Here is a 17672-nt window from a genome sequence, read left to right on the forward strand (position 1 = left end):
AGATAGTGAGTAAAAAAGGCGCAAGCAGCGCAAAGAAAGCGTCAAAAAACCTTGTTATTTTTGTGTATAGTAAGCTAAAAAGTAGGTTATTACCGCAATTCATGCGCATTAGATGCTACTAGAACGAGAAAATCGAAGGGATTGTTTTTCATGCCACAACGTCAACAGAAAGGTTTTCTTGTTTCCGTTCAAACATTACTTATTGTATCCAGTGTGGCGCTTGCCATCGCCATTGCTAGTACCGTTGTTGTGTTGGGATATAAGGGTGCGAACAATGCATTAACGGCGGCATTGGAAGAGCAATTTAACACTATCGGGATGATGATTCGAGAGCGCGCTCGTCGGCTCACTTCTCCTGTCCAGTCTCAGCTTAGTGTGCTGATTTACGACCAAATTACCATTGCGACCGATCTGAGTACTCGCCTCTCTCGACTGCCTGTTTTTGCAGAGGCACTAAAAAGTAACCCTATTATCCGCAACATTTATGTTGGTTACGCCAACGGTGAGTTTTTTCTGATCCGCAAAACAGACACACAAGCTGTGAGGGATTTTTTCGATCTAGACAGTACCACCGCGTACCTTGTGCAAACCATCACTCTAGATGTTACTGGCAAGATGGTCGGTGAATATCGGATGTACGATAAAGACCTTAGACTCCAGGAAATACAGCAAAAGCCTGATTATATTTATGATCCCCGTGAGCGGCCCTGGTTTAAAGGCAGTGAAAGTCAATCTGGTTCGGTAACAAGTGTCCCCTATACGTTTTTTACTTCGGGTAAAGTGGGGGTTTCTATTTCTCAGCGCTCTGTGAGTGCGTCCTCTGTGGTAGGGTTTGATGCGACTGTGGATCAGCTCACATCAGAAATAAAAAGTTTGCGCTTGACCCCCGACTCGGAAATCGCCATTACCGAAAGTGATGGCACCTTGGTGGCCTATTCGGATCTTTCCCAATTAATGACACAAAACAACAACGGGCAAACGGTACGTCAAAATATTGCTAACTTAGCGTCTCCTATATTACCAACGGCCGCTCGCGAAATCGGTTTGACGGGGGCTTATCATCACGGTGTGATCGAGTCCGCTGGACGAGAATGGGTGGTGTCTAGTCGACCGTTAAATTTCGGTACAGGAACGGATGTGCGTTTATTGTTGGCGGTGCCGGCGGATAACTTATTTGCTTCCACACGAAAAATCATTCGTGACCAAGGCATTGTAATCTTAATCATCCTTTGTTTGTTTATCCCCTTTGGTATTTACATCATACGGCAAATAACTAAGCCGCTGAGTTTGTTGTCAAAAGATGTGCAAAAACTCGCCTCGTTTGATTTTAGTCACCCTATTAGAGTGAAAACTCGAGTTAAGGAAGCCTCTGATCTAGCGGATACAGTGGAGCGTTTGCGAGTGACTATTTCTCGCTTTCTTGAGATCAATAAAACCATTGCGGCCGAAGAAGATTTTAATACCCTGCTGGTCAAATTGTTAGATGAAATCATTGCCACCACAGAAACGGAAGCGGGCGTACTTTATCTGACCAACAATGAAAACACGGCCTTGGTGCCCTTTACGTCACGTATTGAGGGTGGCAAAACATTAGCGGTTGAGATTCCGGCGATTGAATTATCCCAAGAGGACTCCTTGATTGGACGTGTTGTGCACAGCAAAGGTGCACAACACATCAAGGCCTCTTTCGAAGAGCTCGAACGCATGGGGTTAGGAGAGGCAAGCCGCGTTGTTGAAAACCGACCATCAAACCTGCTAGCGGCACCCTTGTTTAATCGCAGCTGTGAACTGGTGGGCGTTATTCTTTTGTTCGAACAAGAAAGTATTGATCCTACACTGATGCGATTTACCGAGGCATTGTCTGGCTCCGCAGCGGTGTCGGTGGAAGCCCGACGTTTGATCACGGCCCAGCGTGAATTGTTTGAGAGCTTTATTCAGCTGATTGCCGGCGCGATTGATGCGAAAAGCCCTTATACCGGTGGCCATTGTGAGCGAGTGCCTGAGCTTACCAAGCTGCTTGCAAAAGCCGCCGTCGAATCGAACCAAGGCCCGTTTAAAGATTTCAGCCTAAGCCGCGATAACTGGGAAGCCATCCATGTGGCGGCGTGGCTGCATGACTGCGGTAAAATCACCACGCCAGAATTTGTCATCGATAAGGCCACCAAATTGGAAACTATCTATGATCGCATCCACGAGATACGCATGCGGGTGGAAGTGATCAAACGCGAAGCCGAGATTCGCTTCTTGCGTGATGAACTCGACGCTGCGTGTATTCAAACAGACGACACCGCCTTACAAGCGACCTTAGCTGAGCTGGATGACGATTTTGCCTTTATCGCCAACCTGAACCAAGGTGGCGTATACCTCGATGAAAGTAAACAAAGTCGTATGGACGCCATTGCACAAAAAACCTGGACCAAAACCCTCGACGATCGTTTGGGCATTTCCCACGAAGAGTTAGAGCGTAAAAACAGAGTCGTTGCCCCCGAGTTGCCTTCGCAAGAGCCATTACTGGCCGATCGCCCAGAGCACCTTTTCGAGCGCCCCGAAGCGGATACCTTACGGGAAGACAATCCGTGGGGCTTCAAAATGGACGTGCCGGAGCTGCTTTATAATCGCGGCGAAATTTACAATTTGTCCATACAGCGGGGCACCTTGACGCCAGAAGATCGCTATAAAATCAACGAACACATCGTTCAAACCATTAAGATGTTAGAAAAATTGCCTTTCCCCAAACACCTCAGTGCTGTACCTGAACTGGCTGGTGGTCATCATGAGAAAATGGACGGAACCGGCTATCCCAAGCGTTTAACCCGCGATGAAATGTCTCCTGTGGCTCGAATGATGGCCGTGGCAGATATTTTTGAAGCCCTGACCGCCATCGACAGACCCTATAAAAAAGGCAAGATGCTCTCCGACGCGGTGAGAATCATGGCGTCTATGGTAGAGAGTCAGCACATTGACCCAGATATCTTCCGCTTGTTTTTAGAGTCTCAAACGTACCTTGTTTACGCCCAGCAATACATGAAGCCAGAGCAAATCGACGACGTAAATATTGCACAGTATCTGGATAAAAAAATACCGGTCTAGGCTGGTGATGCTGTTAACGGCATCGCCACGTGTGTTTATTTCGATGGCGTTTTTTTCGTAGCATATTTTTTGGTGGCTCTGGATCGAAAACCTGATCTAGCGCCAACTTGTTTGATTCGACTTTTCATTTCTAGCATGGCAATTTTTATCTTCTTATTCGACGCGGCCAGAGTCTTTAGCTGCTCTATCTCTTTTAATGCCTCAGCAAACTGCTTTTGAGTTAGCAATATTTCAACCACTTTTTGCATATCAGCAACGACGTCAGAGTGATCCGTCGCAAAGTTCGACAAACTGGTTTCAAACGCGTTTCTTGCATGTGCTAAGTCGTCATTGGGTTGTGTAAATGTCGTCATGAGAGCCTTAGGAAAAGTGAAGTGAGTATGCGCTGTATTTTATTCGAAAATCATCAGTTTAGTGTGTTAGGTATTTCCTATTTTGCCTAAAAAAAGACCGGCCTAGGCCGGTCAAAAGTTCAGATTGAGTTAACTTTTACAAAGCAGACCTTATTCCCAAGAGCGTAGTAGTGCATCGTAGGAAACGGTGACACCTTGTGGTTTTTCATTTGCTAGTTTGGCTTTTGGTGCGCCAGGTTGAGCCAACCAGTAAGCTTCGTCGCGAGGTGTGTTGAGTTTTGGTCCACACAAAGGCTGCACGTTAGCGCGCTCGAGACGTTCCATGACTTTATCTTGCGCTGCCGCTAAGCCATTTAGGGCTTCTTGAGGAGTGGCTTCGCCACTGGCGGCTTGAGAAATGTACTGCCACCATAGCTGAGCCAGTTTTGGATAATCTGGCACGTTGATCCCCGTTGGCGACCACTGCTTACGTGCAGGCCCTTTGTAGAATTCTACTAGACCACCTAGTTTCGGTGCCGCTTCCGCCATTTCAGGCGAATTGATGTCCGATTCACGAATCGGTGTTAAGCCGACCAAGGTTTTTTGCAAAGACACGGTTTTGGCTGTGGTGAACTGAGCGTACAACCAAGCCGCAAGACGGCGATCGGTTGGCGTAGAGTTCATGAAGGTCCAAGCGCCTACGTCCTGATAGCCTTTTTTCATGCCTTCTTCCCAGTATGGCCCAACCGGAGAAGGCGCCATGCGCCATTTTGGCGTGCCGTCTTCGTTAACCACAGGCAAGCCTTTGGTGGTCATGTCCGCGGTAAAGGCGGTGTACCAGAAAATTTGCTGAGCCACGCCGCCTTGTGCTGGCACTGGGCCAGATTCAGAGAAGGTCATGCCTTGAGCTTCTGGTGGCGCGTACTTACGTAGCCATTCGACGTATTTGGTGGTGGCATAAACCGCCGCAGGGCCATTGGTTGCACCACCGCGGGAGACACTGGAACCCACTGGTGAACAAGCGTCTTTGATACGAATACCCCATTCGTCTACCGGTAAGCCATTTGGCGTGCCTTTATCGCCGGCACCCGCCATAGAGAACCAGGCATCGGTGAAGCGCCAGCCTAAAGATGGGTCTTTTTTACCGTAATCCATGTGGCCGTAAACCGGCTCGCCGTCAATGGTTTTGACTTTATCGGTAAAGAATTCCGCGATGTCTTCATACGCTGACCAGTTTACCGGTACGCCAAGGTCATAACCATAAATGGATTTGAATTTGGCTTTTAGGTCGTCACGGGCAAACCAATCCGCGCGGAACCAGTACAAGTTAGCGAACTGCTGGGTTGGCAATTGGTAAAGCTTACCGTCTGGGCCTGTAGTGAAGTCCAAACCGATGAAGTCGGCTAGATCTAACGTAGGCGAGGTAACGTCTTTGCCATCGCCCATCATCATGTCGGAAATAGGCACGACTTTTCCGTAACGGAAGTGAGTACCGATTAAGTCAGAATCGTTCACGTAAGCGTCGTAAATATTACGGCCCGATTGCATTTGCGTTTGCAATTTTTCAACCACATCGCCTTCTTGAATCAAGTCGTGATTGACCTTGATACCGGTGATTTCTTCAAAGGCTTTGGCTAACACTTGAGATTCGTATTTGTGCGTTGTGAGCGTCTCGGACGCCACATTGATTTCCATACCGCGGAAACGTTCGGCAGCGTCGGTGAACCACTGTAATTCATCAAGCTGTTGTTGCTTGCTCAGTGTCGACACGGAGAATTCGGTCTCTACCCATTTTTGCGCGGCGTCGGAATACGCGTCTGCCCACAGCGTGGCAGAATGCATCATGACGGCAAAAGGCAAGGCGGCGAGTGCAATTTTTTTCTTATTGTAGTGCATGGTTTACCTCAACAAAGTGTAGTGTTTCTTTTTGGTTTTTGACGTGTGCTTCCGTGCCAGACAGTCCATTCGTTATTACAAAGTGCTGCGTTTTCAAGACTGAAAACGCAGCTTAACCCCAGCGCATTAGAATAATCATCCAAAACGCGCACAAGGCGGTTGCCACCGCGATGTTCACATCCGTTAATGCAACGAATGCAAGGTGGATAAAGGCACTGCTAAGCAGGCCGATGAATAAACGATCGCCACGAGTGGTCGCCAGTGGTAAAAAACCACGACGTTCCACGCAAGGCGATACAATTTGCCAGGTGGTCATACCGACCAAGATCACTCCGATGCCGATAAAAAACAGCGCAGTGGGTAATGTCCAAGACATCCAAGCCATGATAGTTCTCCTTATACTCGGCCAAGGGCGAAGCCCTTCGCAACGTGGTTACGAACGAAGTAGATCACCAACATTCCGGGAAGAATGGTCAGCACACCGGCGGCGGCCAGCAGCCCCCAATCCATGCCCGACGCCGACACCGTCCGCGTCATAATGGCGGCAATCGGCTTAGCGTCGACGGACGTCAGTGTGCGCGCTAACAAAAGCTCTACCCACGAAAACATGAAGCAGAAAAACGCCGTTACGCCGATACCAGAACGAATCAAAGGAATAAAAATGCGCACAAAGAATTTCGGAAACGAGTAGCCGTCGATGTACGCGGTTTCGTCAATTTCACGGGGTACACCGCTCATAAAGCCTTCCAAAATCCACACCGCTAACGGCACGGTGAAAATACAATGTGCCAGCGCCACGGCAATGTGGGTGTCAAACAAACCCACAGAAGAGTAAAGCTGAAAGAAGGGCAGTAAGAACACCGCGGGTGGCGCCATACGGTTCGAAAGCAACCAGAAAAACATGTGCTTATCGCCAATAAACTTATAACGGCTAAAGGCATAAGCGGCTGGTAAAGCCACCAATAAGCTGATCACCATGTTCATAGACACATAGAGAATCGAGTTCAAATAGCCCATGTACCACGTTGAATCGCTGAATATTTTGGCGTAATTTTCCAAGGTGAAATCCGCTGGGAAAAACGACAAACCACTGAGAATTTCAGTATTGGTCTTGAACGACATATTGACCAACCAATAAATGGGCAACAGCAATAACACCACGTAAAAGACCAGCCCAAAACGACCACGCAACGTGGCATTACGCGCTTTACGTTCAGCCTGGCTGTGAACCGGTGCTTGTTCTTTTTGTGAGATCGGGGTCGAAGAATGCGTCATGATTCGCTCCTACTTGTCTTTTTGCATGTTCATGATGGTGGTGTAAAACACCCAGCATACGAGCAAAATAATTAAGAAATACACCAACGAGAACGCCGCCGCTGGCCCCAAGTCAAATTGACCAATCGCTTGTTGCACCAATGACTGACTCAAGAAAGTTGTCGAGCTACCAGGGCCGCCACCGGTCAAGACGAAGGGTTCGGTGTAAATCATGAAGGAGTCCATAAAGCGCAATAACATGCCGATCACCAACACGTTCGCCAGTTTAGGCAATTGGATATAACGGAACACCGCCCAGCGCGATGCTTGATCGATGCGTGCGGCTTGATAGTACACTTCAGGAATAGCGCGTAAACCGGAATAGCATAAGAGGGCAATCAGCGGAGTCCAGTGCCAAACGTCCATTAGGACAACGGTAAACCAGGCGTCTGTTGGGTTAGAGGAATAGTTATAATCCATGCCTAAACCATTCATAAAAGCACCAAACAAACCAATATCCGCACGACCAAAAATTTGCCAAATAGTCCCAACAACATTCCAAGGAATGAGCAGAGGAATCGCCACCAAAATCAACGCCAAAGACGCGCCACGGCCTTTGGTTGGCATCATCAAGGCGACACAAATACCCAGAGGCACTTCGATGGCCAGAATCGTGAAGGAATACAAGAACTGACGCAGCAGCGCTTCATGCAGGCGGCTGTCTAACATGACTTGTTTGAACCACTCTGTGCCGACGAAGTAGCGCGTATAAGGGTCAAAAATATCCTGTACCGAATAGTTCACCACTGTCATCAAAGGGATGATGGCAGAGAAGGCCACGATCAGGAAAACCGGCATGACCAAAAACCACGCCTTGTTGTTTTCTACTTTAGTTTGCATGATGAGTCTCCTCGGATTGAGTGATGACCGGATCGGCCACCTCGACAAGATATTCGTCTACATACACCTTGGTCCATTGTTCCGGAAAGCTGACGTAGATTTGCCCAGATGGCACTTTTTGATCTTCGCTCAATCGAGCCTTCATCATTTGGCCATTGAACAGGAATGACAAAATTTTGTAAGTGCCCAAATCTTCCACGTAATCCACATCGACTTTAAATGCATCGTCGTTTTTTCCGTCCCATACATGGACAAATTCAGGACGAATACCGACGGTGATTTTTTTGGGTTGCATGGCGTTGAGCCGAGTCAGCATGGCGTCGCTGGTGGTGATCTCATGGTCACCAAAACGCAGGGTGTCTTTGAGCTCAACCTCGAAAAAGTTCATGCCTGGGCTACCAATAAAATAGCCAACAAAGGTATGCGCGGGTTTTTCGAACAATTCTCGGGGCGTGCCAAATTGCACAATTTGCCCGTTGTACATGACGGCGATTTTGTCAGCGAAGGTCGACGCTTCCAATTGATCGTGGGTCACGTACACCATGGTGATGTTGAATTGTTCGTGAATTTGCTTGAGTTTACGGCGCAGCTTCCATTTAAGCTGTGGATCGATCACGGTGAGTGGCTCGTCGAATAAAATCGCCGAGACATTGTCACGCACTAACCCGCGACCCATGGAAACCTTTTGTTTTTGATCGGCAGATAAGCCTTTGGCTTTGCGTTTTAGCTGGTCAGACAGTTCTAAGATATCCGCCACTTCGAAGACTTTCGATTTGATCTTGTGTTCTGGCACGCCAATGTTGCGCAACGGAAACGCTAAGTTATCAAACACCGTCATGGTGTCGTAGACCACGGGAAATTGGAAAACTTGTGCGATATTGCGTTCTTCAGGTTTCAGTTCGTTGACACGCTTACCGTCAAACAAGACTTCGCCGTTAGAGGGTTCTAACAAACCAGAAATGATGTTCAACAGCGTTGATTTGCCACAACCCGATGGGCCAAGTAACGCAAACGCGCCACCTTGCTCCCAAACGTGCGTCATTTCACGAATCGCGTAATCTTCCGGTTTTGTTGGGTTGTCTGAATAGGTATGCGCTAAGGCATTGAGTGTGATGGCGGCCATGATTATTGCTCCCTCATTCGTGCTGGGGAATGCACCATTTTGCCATTCGCATCAAAGGCGTACAGCTTGTGCGTAGGAAAATAGACTTTGATTTCTTGATCCACTTGGTAAGCATGGACCCCTGACAAATGCAGTACCAAGTCAAAATGTGGATTGTGTACGTGCAAGAAGGTTTCTGACCCACTGATTTCGGCAAGGTCAACGCGTACTGGCAATTCCAAATCGTCATCGGCATGGGGCACCAAACCAATGTGCGAGGCACGCACGCCAAATTGATATTCACCGGGTGACAAGCGACGTAAATCGTTGTTTAAACGAAAATGTACTGTGTCGTCGAAGGTGACTTCTTCTTCGCTGACACGCCCCGGCACCACATTGATGGGCGGCTCGGAAAACATTTCGGCGGTGATGATGTCTTTGGGCTGGTGGTAGACCTCGGCGGTTGGCCCCATTTGCAGCAAACGACCCTCGTTGAGTACCGCCGTGTTGCCGCCCAATGCGAGGGCTTCGTTCGGCTCTGTGGTGGCATAGATCGCAATGCAGTTACGCGCTTTAAACAGGGCACGTAATTCTTGGCGAAGCTCTTCGCGCAATTTGTAATCAAGGTTTACCAAAGGCTCATCGAACAAGATAATTTGTGAGTCTTTCACCAATGCGCGAGCCATGGCGGTACGTTGCTGTTGCCCGCCAGACAGTTGTAAGGGCAAACGATCGAGGAAAGGGTCAATGCGCAGCATGGTCGCGGTTTCGCGTACTCGACGATCGACTTCGGTTTCGTCCATGTTCGCTAGGCGCAGTGGCGACGCGATATTTTCGTAAACCGTCAGGTTGGGGTAGTTAATGAATTGTTGGTACACCATGGAAATGTTGCGTTCGCGCACGGGCATGCCGGTCACGTCCACCCCATTCATGAGGATTTTACCTTTGGTGGGTCGGTCTAGGCCGGCCATGAGGCGCATCAGCGTGGTTTTGCCGGACAAGGTGCGTCCGAGCAAGACGTTGAAAGAGCCGGGTTCTAGGGTCAAATTGACCTCGTCGATCCACGTCTCGCCTTCAACAACGCGCGATACATTCTGCAGCGTCAGAGACATTGTGAGTACCTTTTTTGTTGTTATTATTTTGGGTGTTCAATGTGATGTGCGGTGCAAAAGTGAACGCACACAAGACAACCCTTATGATGTAATACATTACAAAACCTGTGCCAAAAATATTTTATTGGTATTATCTGTTTATAAATTATTGATAAATAACAATTTATTGTCTTTTCTTAAACGAATGTGATGGTTTTCGCTTTCGAACAGGGACTGTTCACGAGTGTTCAAAGTGTTTACAGTTCCTCATTAAAATGAACATTTCATGCACACTGCTCGTATTTTGGGTCGGTTGTGTTGGAGTCGGATATGCACGAAGAACAAAAACAAAAAAACACGACGACCACCGAAAATACGGCCACAGAGAGCACGGCACTTTTGCCAGAAAGCGGTGTATGGCAAACCCATAAAGAGCGTATTCAAGCGTCTTGGTATCGTTGTGAGCAGTTTGGTCTGGATCACACCAGCCAGCCGGATTTTGCGGCTCTGCCAAAAGGCACCTTGAACGATTTGGTCGACCAGCACCGCAGTTTGTTGGAAACCACGGAAAACGAAGTGTTGCCGTATTACGAAAACATTCTGAGCAACTCGGCGTGCATGATTGTGTTGGCAGATCGTCAAGGACATGTGCTGAACACATGGGGACAGCCGCGCTTTGGCAGCGCAGCGGAACACGGTTTAATAGGCGGTAATCAGTGGACGGAAATGGGCGTTGGCACCAATGCCATTGGCACCGCGCTGATCACCGGTGAGGCCATTCAAGTGGGGCGGGACGAACATTTTCTGCGCGCTAACCGTTTTATGGTTGGGTCTGCCTCGCCCATTTACAACACGAAAAACGATCTTGTCGGCGTGCTCGATATTTCATCCGACGCCTATTTGCCGCAAGACCATACCTTTGGCATGGTCAAACTCATGTCGCTCAGTGTGGAAAATAGACTGATCTTTTCGGCGTTTCAGCAAGAGCATTTCATCCTCAGTTTTAATACCAATGTGGTCAGTTTGGACAGTCATTGGTCGGGTATTTTGGTGCTCGACGAAAACGGCACCATTGTCTCGGCCAACCGCCGTGCTGAAGTCGTCTTAGCGCGAGATTTGGCGTTGCTCAATATTAACCAAATTTTTGACATTGAAATGCGCGAAATCAAGCACCATCCGGTAAGCTTACCGATGAAATTGATCGCCATGGGGCGCTATCAGTTTTATGTCAAAGTGATTCCGCCGGTGCAGCAAATTATGCGCGTACCAGACTTTCGTCAGCGCACGGAATATGTGTCGCCAAAATCAACTAAACCGCTTGCCACAAAAGAGGTAGAGACTGATTTGCAAAAAAACGTATCGACGGATTTGCCTGACAATGTGATTCCACTTGCTGAGTTGCAACATGGCGACGAACGAGTTGAGCGATTAGTGCGTCAAGCTCATAAGATCATGGAAAAAGACATTCCTATTTTGATTCATGGCGAAACGGGGGCGGGAAAAGAGATTTTTGTGCGCAGTTTGCATTACCACAGCTCCCGTGCCAAAGAGATGCTGGTGGCGGTGAATTGTGCAGCAATTCCTGCTGAATTGGTGGAGTCTGAACTATTTGGTTATGAAAAAGGCGCTTTTACAGGCGCACAAAACCGGGGCTCGATAGGCCTGATTCGGCGCGCCCATCGCGGCACCTTATTTCTGGATGAAATCGGTGAAATGCCCATGGCAGTACAATCACGTTTGTTGCGTGTACTACAAGAAAGAGTCGTCACGCCTTTAGGCTCAACAGAGACCTATCCGGTGGACATTAAGCTGGTGTCGGCGACGAATCGCACCTTAAAGGACGAGGTGAAAGCAGGGCGTTTTCGACAAGATTTGTATTATCGCATTTCAGGGTTGAACATTGAGTTACCGGCGTTGCGTGAGCGTTCTGACAAGGCGAGGCTGATTCAATATTTACATAATCGACTGAGAAAAGAAGAGCCAGGCCCGGCTTTATCGCCCGCGATGATTGATTTATTGGTGACGCACCCTTGGCCGGGCAACATGCGACAGCTTGCTCATGTGTTAAAAGTCGGCATGGCCATGGCCGACGAAGAGGTGTTGGAAGAGTGGCATTTGCCGGATGATTTTTTCGATGACCTTGATGAAAGCGGTCTTGGTAAGACCAATGACAAGGTGGAAAATCAGCAGACTGCGACGTCAAACACAGCACAAGAAGAGCCGTTGGAAACACTCATACCGCGTTTACTGAGTGAATTTAAAGGCAATGTGACTCAAACGGCGAAAAGCGCCGGCGTGAGTCGTAATACCGTGTACAAATACGGTAAGTTAAAAGACAATGGCGATAACGAGTGACAAAGACGATAAAGGGCGACCTATGATAAAGCAAAGTGTGTGTTGGTGTGTGATGGCTCTGCTCTTATCTGCGTGCGCCGCACCTTTGACAAAGCATGTTCAAGGCGACGAGGTGGCGATTCATTTTCCGTTGTACCACGCGTGGTACAACGATCAGGAAATCTTATACATCACCACAGATGTGTCGGATCAAGCCATTGCCATTGAGAAAAAAGCCAACTATGCGCCTCGTCTTCGAGACGCTCTGCCCAGATACCCAAGATCACCAGGCGTAAAAAGTGCTTTAGAGCGGGTGTATGCTTTTCCAAACCAAGAGCAAGCATGGAATGTGTTTCCTTCTGCGCCTCAGCCGTTAGGACCAAGCAGCGAAGACAAGCAGTATTCGCCTTTGTGGTTAATGTACACAGTGGTGTGGAAAGACCCAAGTAAAGCCCGTGAACTTAGGTCGGAAGAGGCCATTTTCGTGGCAGAAGACGAGGGGCTAGTGACCGTTGAGCGAACCGACGTGGTGCTCAATTGTCCTGTGTTGCCGTTTTCGCTGAAGGAACCCCATCTGCTATTCGATCGCTGAGAGCACTTTTAACATGCGTAGGAAGGCGTCGACAGATTTTACCGATGCGGACTCGTGCATGGTGTGATAGCCAATGGTTGGTATTTGAATGGTGGTGCCATCCACCAAACCATTCGATGCCGCGATAATACGCCCCAACTCCGTACTGCCTAACGAACTCGGCGGCAAGCCTTGTTCAGCGCGTTTGGCGTTTTCACTTTCCACGTAACGGTTTTTATACAAATACGAGATGCCGTTGTCTTTGCATAAGCTTTCTAATAGCTGAGTGCTGTCTGTATTAAAAGTGGCGTTGGCGTCTTTCTCACGTAGTACAAGCAGCTGTTCATTGGCGGCGTCTAAGTTAGGGAACGGGCTGGTGTCCACCACAAACAAGCGGTTCGTTGAGCCACCGAAACGTCGAAACCATTCCAATAAATAACGCCAGCTTTTGCCGGCTTCTTCTTGGGCGGTGAAAAACGCCGTGCCTTTAAAGCCATGGTCAAATAAATGCACTAAGGCGGCGGCGGAAATCACGTTGTCGAGCTGACCTTCCAGTCGATCATCAACCTTTTGCAATTGGTCTTTAAACGCGATGGGCGTGCCAGCGACCACGCCTTCAAGCCCGTCGATTTCAAAAATTAAGTTGTTGCGAAATTCACACACGTAGGAACTTTTGATGACGCCTTTGCCGCGGTATATGCCAGACCAAGGCTCATAGGCATACACTTCTTCATGGTTGAAGCGTTCTGTTACTTTAGTCATCAATTCTTCTGAGACCGAATTGTTCAATAAATCGGTGCGATTGGCCGATACAAACGCCGCGTATTGGAATTCATTTGGCCCTGTGCACACTAAACCGTGGCGATCGATGTGTGCGGAAAACATGGTGCTAAAAGGGTCGCTGCCTTGAGCGACGAGTAGGCCTTCGTACCAGGTGACTTTCGCCCCTCGTTCTTCTAATTCGCGCTGTAATACGCGCAAGAAAGAGTGTTCTGCGCCCACTACGCTAGGAGCGCGAACGAGCAGTTTGAGTAGGTCGATAAAGTCATCACTAGGCATGCAAAAAGGTTCCAAAAAGAAAGAAGAAAGCGAAGGCTCGTTTATAAACTGAATGGATGAAATTACATACTATTTTTTTCGGTTATCGAAACGATAAGTTTGACTTATGTTGCCCTGAGACGGCGCATTTTCATGACAAAAATTATAAAAATGCCATAAAGAGTGGCACCAAGCTTAAACTTAAATGCTATTCTTCTAGTCATTTTTTAGGAATGGAATCAGGACTATGCCAGCCAAAGAATTGCTTTCGGATTTGTTCGTAGAAACACTCGAGCAAGCCATGGACGCGGTCGTTGTGATCGATTCGAACAATCAAGTGGTCTTTTATAACGGTGCTGCTGAGCAACTATGGGGCTATAAAAAAGCCCAAGTGGTTGGACAGAATGTCAAACTTCTTGTTCCTGACAATATCAAACCTCACCACGATGGTTTTGTGAATGCGAACCGTGAGTCGGGTGTGGACAAAATAGTCGGCACCAATCGTGAAGTCGAAATTGCCTGCCAAGACGGATCCACGAAATGGGGCTCCATGTCGATTTCGAAAGTCAGCGTGGATGGGGCGAATTTGTACACCGCGTTTGTAAAAGACGTCACGGGTGCGGTTATTGAGCGCAGACGCATCGAAATGCTGTCTCTAGTCACCGATAAAACCAATAACGCCATTTTCATCACGGATGCCAACTGGAAAGTGGTGTACATCAACCAAGGTTTTACCTCGATTCTAGGGTATCAAGATGAGGATATTATCGGCCGCACGCCGATCTCTGTGATTGCGCCAGGTTACAATCATTTAGACTTGGTGAATGTGCGTAAAACGCTGTTTAGTGGGGTAGCCATTAACGAAGATGAATTGCTGCAAAGTAAATGTGGACAAAAGGTCTGGTGTTCCGTCATGAGTAATCCTGTGTTTGATGACACAGGAAAGTTCACCCATGTGGTGACCATATTGTCGGACATCACCAAGACCAAGCTGCATGAAGTGATGCATTCTTGCATGTTAGGTGCCATTGCTCGTGACCAGCCCCTGTCGATTATTATGGAATACGCTTGCCATGAGATCAGCCGTATTACCAATAATGGGATTATTCCAGCCATTTTGCAGATAGATGAACACAATAATTTGCAACTATTGTCCGCACCACAATTGCCTAGTCGTTATCGAAAAATATTGCATGATATTAGGATAGGTAATGGTGTTGCGTCGTCTGGTACTGCGGCGTATTTAGGCGAATCTGTGCTGGTTACCGACATTGATGATGATCCTTTGTGGGATGGCTACCGAGAGCGAATTCTGCCTTTCGGTTTTAAAGGTTGTTGGTCGACGCCAATTAAAGACAGTCAAGGCGGGTCGATCGGTGTGATTGCGTTTTATCGTAAGGACAATCAGGCGCCCTCTGAATTAGAACACCAACTGATTAATGTACTGGGCCCCTTGTGCGCTTTGGCTATCGAGCGTGAAAAACAGCGCAAGGATATACGTCACCTTGCTTATTACGACAGCTTAACCAAGCTGCCCAATCGCAGCATGCTGCACGCCAAGGCAGAGCAATCCCTTAGAGAAGTGCAGCAACTAAAAGGCAGTTTGGCTGTATTGTATGTGGATGTAGACCGCTTTAAGCAGGTGAACGATACGTTTGGCCAGCCAGAGGGAGACAAGTTGCTGATTGAAATCGCCGACCGGTTAAAGCGTAAGTGCGTGAACGCCGACATTTGTGGGCGCTTGTCTGGTGATGAATTTTTGTTGGTGGTGATGGGCAAACACACCAGCGATCTGAATTACTTTATCGAAGAGCTGCGTTTGTCTATCGCTTGTCCTACAACGATCGACGGCACCTTGTATTCGCCGTCGGCCAGTATAGGGGTCAGTATTTTTCCAGAAGACGGCCAAGACATTGGTACCTTGATTCACCGGGCAGATATGGCCATGTATCAAGCAAAAGTCGCGGGCAAAGGGCGCTTTTCGTTTTTCAGTCACGAACTTAACCAGCTGGCGTTGGAGCGACAAGAGCTAGAGGTAGAGTTGCAAAGATCCATCCTCGATAATCAGTTAGAACTGCATTATCAGCCACAGGTTCATATGAAAACTGGCAGGTTGTACGGAGTGGAAGCCTTGGCTCGTTGGAATCACCCGAAATTTGGCGCCGTGTCACCAGCACGCTTTATTCCTTTAGCGGAGGAGTGTGGCCTAATCGGTGATTTGAGCAAGTGGGCGCTTAAAGCCGCTTGCCAGCAAATGGCGATCTGGCGCAACAAAGGTGTGGCGATTCCGGCGGTGTCGGTAAACCTGTCGCCGTTGAATTTTCATAATAAAGATTTGTGCAGTCAAATCATGGCCGAGTTGGAAAATAATCAGCTTCAGCCATCGGACATTACCTTGGAGCTGACCGAGAGCGTGCTGCTAGATTCAAATCCGAGCACCATGGAAGTGTTGCATGAGATTCACAGCAAGGGCATTCGCTTTTCCATAGACGATTTTGGCACCGGCTATTCAAGTTTGAGTTATCTGCGTAAAATCCCGATCAAAGAACTTAAACTGGACAGTAGTTTTGTGTTTGAGTTAGAGCAAGACGACACCAGCCAAACCCTCAGTAAAGCCGTACTGCAAATTGGCGAAAGCTTAAAGCTAGATGTGGTCGCCGAGGGGATAGAACGACAGGAGCAATACGACATTCTTAAACTCCAAGGTTATCATGTGGCCCAGGGCTATCTGTTTTCGAAACCATTAAACGCGGTGGAAATCGCTGAATGGGTGACTAACGCCAATACCATCATAGTGCCGTCTTGAGCGAGCTAAACAGCGGCACTCACCTTAGCCGCCGAAAGCGTTTGCCAGAAAAAGAGCTGGTGGCTTTATTTGCATTAATGATGTCTTTGACGGCGTTAAGCATGGACGCCATGTTGCCGGCTTTTGCTCAAATAGCTGAATCCCTAGCGATCGTGGATTATCAGCAAACCCAATGGTTTGTCTCGGCGATGATTTTAGGCATGGTGTTTGGTGAGCTGTTGTTCGGGCCTTTATCCGATGCCATTGGTCGTAAAAAAAGCATCTTGTTGGGCATTGGCGTGTACGTGATTGGCTCGATTGTGGCGGTTTTGGCGTCGTCGATTGAAGTGTTTTTACTGGGGCGCTTGATTCAGGGGTTTGGTGTGGCAGGGCCGAAAATTGTGTCTCGCGCCTTGATTCGAGATTTGTACAAGGGCGCGGCAATGGCGCGCATCATGTCGTTTGTGATGATGGTGTTTTTGTTGGTGCCCATGTTGGCGCCATCGGTTGGGCAGTTGGTTATGCAGGTTGCGGATTGGCGCTGGATCTTTGCCTTGCTGATTGTTCAAGCGACGATTGCTGCGACCTGGCTATTGATTCGTCAACCAGAAACCCTGTCAGTAGCTGATCGTATTCCATTGAATCGAAAACGCCTTCTGATTGACGTGAAAATGATTGTCAGCCGTCGTGAGGTGATGGCGTTCACCGTCTTGTTGGGGGCCATTTTTGGCGCGTTAATGATGTACATCAGTACGGCGCAGTCCTTGTTTCAAGATGTGTATCAAACCGGTGATAAGTTCCCCTTGTACTTTGCCGTGATGGCCATTGGCTCGTCGGCGATTAACTTCTTTAACGCCAAAATTGTTCAGCGAGTGGGCATGTTACGCTGCGTGATGAGTGCATTAAGTGTCTTATTAACCGCTTCTTCTGTGTTACTGATTTCCACCTTGATGTTCGACGGTGTGCCGCCTCTATCGTGGTTTATGACCTTGGGTATCATTATGTTCGCCTGTTTTGGAATGATTTTCGGTAACGTCAACGCCATGGCCATGGAGCCTTTGGGCGCGGTAGCTGGGCTGGCGTCGTCGTTGATTTCGTCCTTATCGAGTTTATTGGCTATTATCTTCGCTACCCTGATCGGGCAATTCTACTTCGGTACCGTCACACCGTTAGCGAGCGGTTTTGTGATTTTCTCCCTGCTGGCTTTGATTATGTTGCTGTACGGTAATCGAGTGCAAATAAGGTAGAATACGCCCTCACATTTAGTATGAGTGCGCGT

Annotated in this window: 13 protein-coding genes; 5 read left to right on the top strand and 8 right to left on the bottom strand. The window is 48.2% G+C overall.

Features of this window, described 5'->3' with window-relative positions; translation table 11 throughout:
• The first annotated feature begins 150 nt into the window (after window positions 1–150).
• On the top strand, window positions 151–3090 hold the full coding sequence (locus tag J9B83_RS07760) for an HD domain-containing phosphohydrolase (RefSeq protein WP_211536184.1): 2940 nt from the start codon (window positions 151–153) through the stop codon (window positions 3088–3090).
• A 35-nt stretch (window positions 3091–3125) separates the two neighbouring features.
• Here J9B83_RS07760 and J9B83_RS07765 read toward each other — a convergent pair whose 3' ends face one another.
• The 7 genes from J9B83_RS07765 to J9B83_RS07795 form a co-directional block, all read right to left on the bottom strand.
• Window positions 3126–3443: a hypothetical protein gene (locus tag J9B83_RS07765; protein WP_211536185.1), complete on the bottom strand. Its 318-nt coding sequence runs from the start codon at window positions 3441–3443 to the stop codon at window positions 3126–3128.
• Between the two features lie 150 nt (window positions 3444–3593).
• A complete protein-coding gene (locus tag J9B83_RS07770) occupies window positions 3594–5318 on the bottom strand; it encodes an ABC transporter substrate-binding protein (RefSeq protein WP_211536186.1) in 1725 nt (574 codons plus the stop codon).
• 112 nt (window positions 5319–5430) lie between these two features.
• On the bottom strand, window positions 5431–5703 hold the full coding sequence (locus tag J9B83_RS07775; RefSeq protein WP_211536187.1) for a DUF2160 domain-containing protein: 273 nt from the start codon (window positions 5701–5703) through the stop codon (window positions 5431–5433).
• Between the two features lie 11 nt (window positions 5704–5714).
• Entirely contained in the window at window positions 5715–6593 is an 879-nt protein-coding gene (locus J9B83_RS07780) for a carbohydrate ABC transporter permease (RefSeq protein WP_211536188.1), read from the bottom strand.
• A 9-nt stretch (window positions 6594–6602) separates the two neighbouring features.
• Window positions 6603–7472 (bottom strand): carbohydrate ABC transporter permease, encoded by an 870-nt coding sequence (locus J9B83_RS07785; RefSeq protein WP_211536189.1) that lies wholly within the window; start codon window positions 7470–7472, stop codon window positions 6603–6605.
• The gene (locus tag J9B83_RS07790; protein WP_211536190.1) at window positions 7462–8595 is read right to left on the bottom strand and encodes an ABC transporter ATP-binding protein; all 1134 of its coding nucleotides are present in this window, start codon (window positions 8593–8595) and stop codon (window positions 7462–7464) included. Before J9B83_RS07790 ends, J9B83_RS07785 begins: the two co-directional genes overlap by 11 nt.
• Before the next feature lie 2 nt (window positions 8596–8597).
• Window positions 8598–9686, bottom strand: a complete 1089-nt coding sequence (locus J9B83_RS07795) for an ABC transporter ATP-binding protein (RefSeq protein ID WP_211536191.1) — start codon at window positions 9684–9686, stop codon at window positions 8598–8600.
• Between the two features lie 309 nt (window positions 9687–9995).
• Here J9B83_RS07795 and J9B83_RS07800 point away from each other — a divergent pair, with 309 nt between their 5' ends.
• Both J9B83_RS07800 and J9B83_RS07805 read left to right on the top strand, forming a co-directional pair.
• The gene (locus J9B83_RS07800; protein ID WP_211536192.1) at window positions 9996–12020 is read left to right on the top strand and encodes a sigma-54-dependent Fis family transcriptional regulator; all 2025 of its coding nucleotides are present in this window, start codon (window positions 9996–9998) and stop codon (window positions 12018–12020) included.
• A gap of 22 nt (window positions 12021–12042) precedes the next feature.
• Complete coding sequence (locus tag J9B83_RS07805; RefSeq protein ID WP_211536193.1) at window positions 12043–12591, top strand: DUF7482 domain-containing protein; 549 nt, start codon at window positions 12043–12045, stop codon at window positions 12589–12591.
• Here the strand turns inward: J9B83_RS07805 and J9B83_RS07810 are convergent.
• On the bottom strand, window positions 12577–13629 hold the full coding sequence (locus J9B83_RS07810) for a peptidase M42 (RefSeq protein WP_211536194.1): 1053 nt from the start codon (window positions 13627–13629) through the stop codon (window positions 12577–12579). The genes J9B83_RS07805 and J9B83_RS07810 overlap by 15 nt on opposite strands.
• Before the next feature lie 226 nt (window positions 13630–13855).
• On the opposite strand from J9B83_RS07810, the gene J9B83_RS07815 reads away from it, so the two are divergent.
• On the top strand, window positions 13856–16414 hold the full coding sequence (locus J9B83_RS07815; protein WP_211536195.1) for an EAL domain-containing protein: 2559 nt from the start codon (window positions 13856–13858) through the stop codon (window positions 16412–16414).
• Window positions 16411–17640 (top strand): multidrug effflux MFS transporter, encoded by a 1230-nt coding sequence (locus J9B83_RS07820; RefSeq protein WP_236037191.1) that lies wholly within the window; start codon window positions 16411–16413, stop codon window positions 17638–17640. Before J9B83_RS07815 ends, J9B83_RS07820 begins: the two co-directional genes overlap by 4 nt.
• Window positions 17641–17672: the final 32 nt, after the last annotated feature.

Origin of the sequence: Marinomonas vulgaris, assembly GCF_018145875.1 — a bacterium.
In the GTDB taxonomy this organism is placed as follows: Bacteria; Pseudomonadota; Gammaproteobacteria; order Pseudomonadales; family Marinomonadaceae; genus Marinomonas; species Marinomonas vulgaris.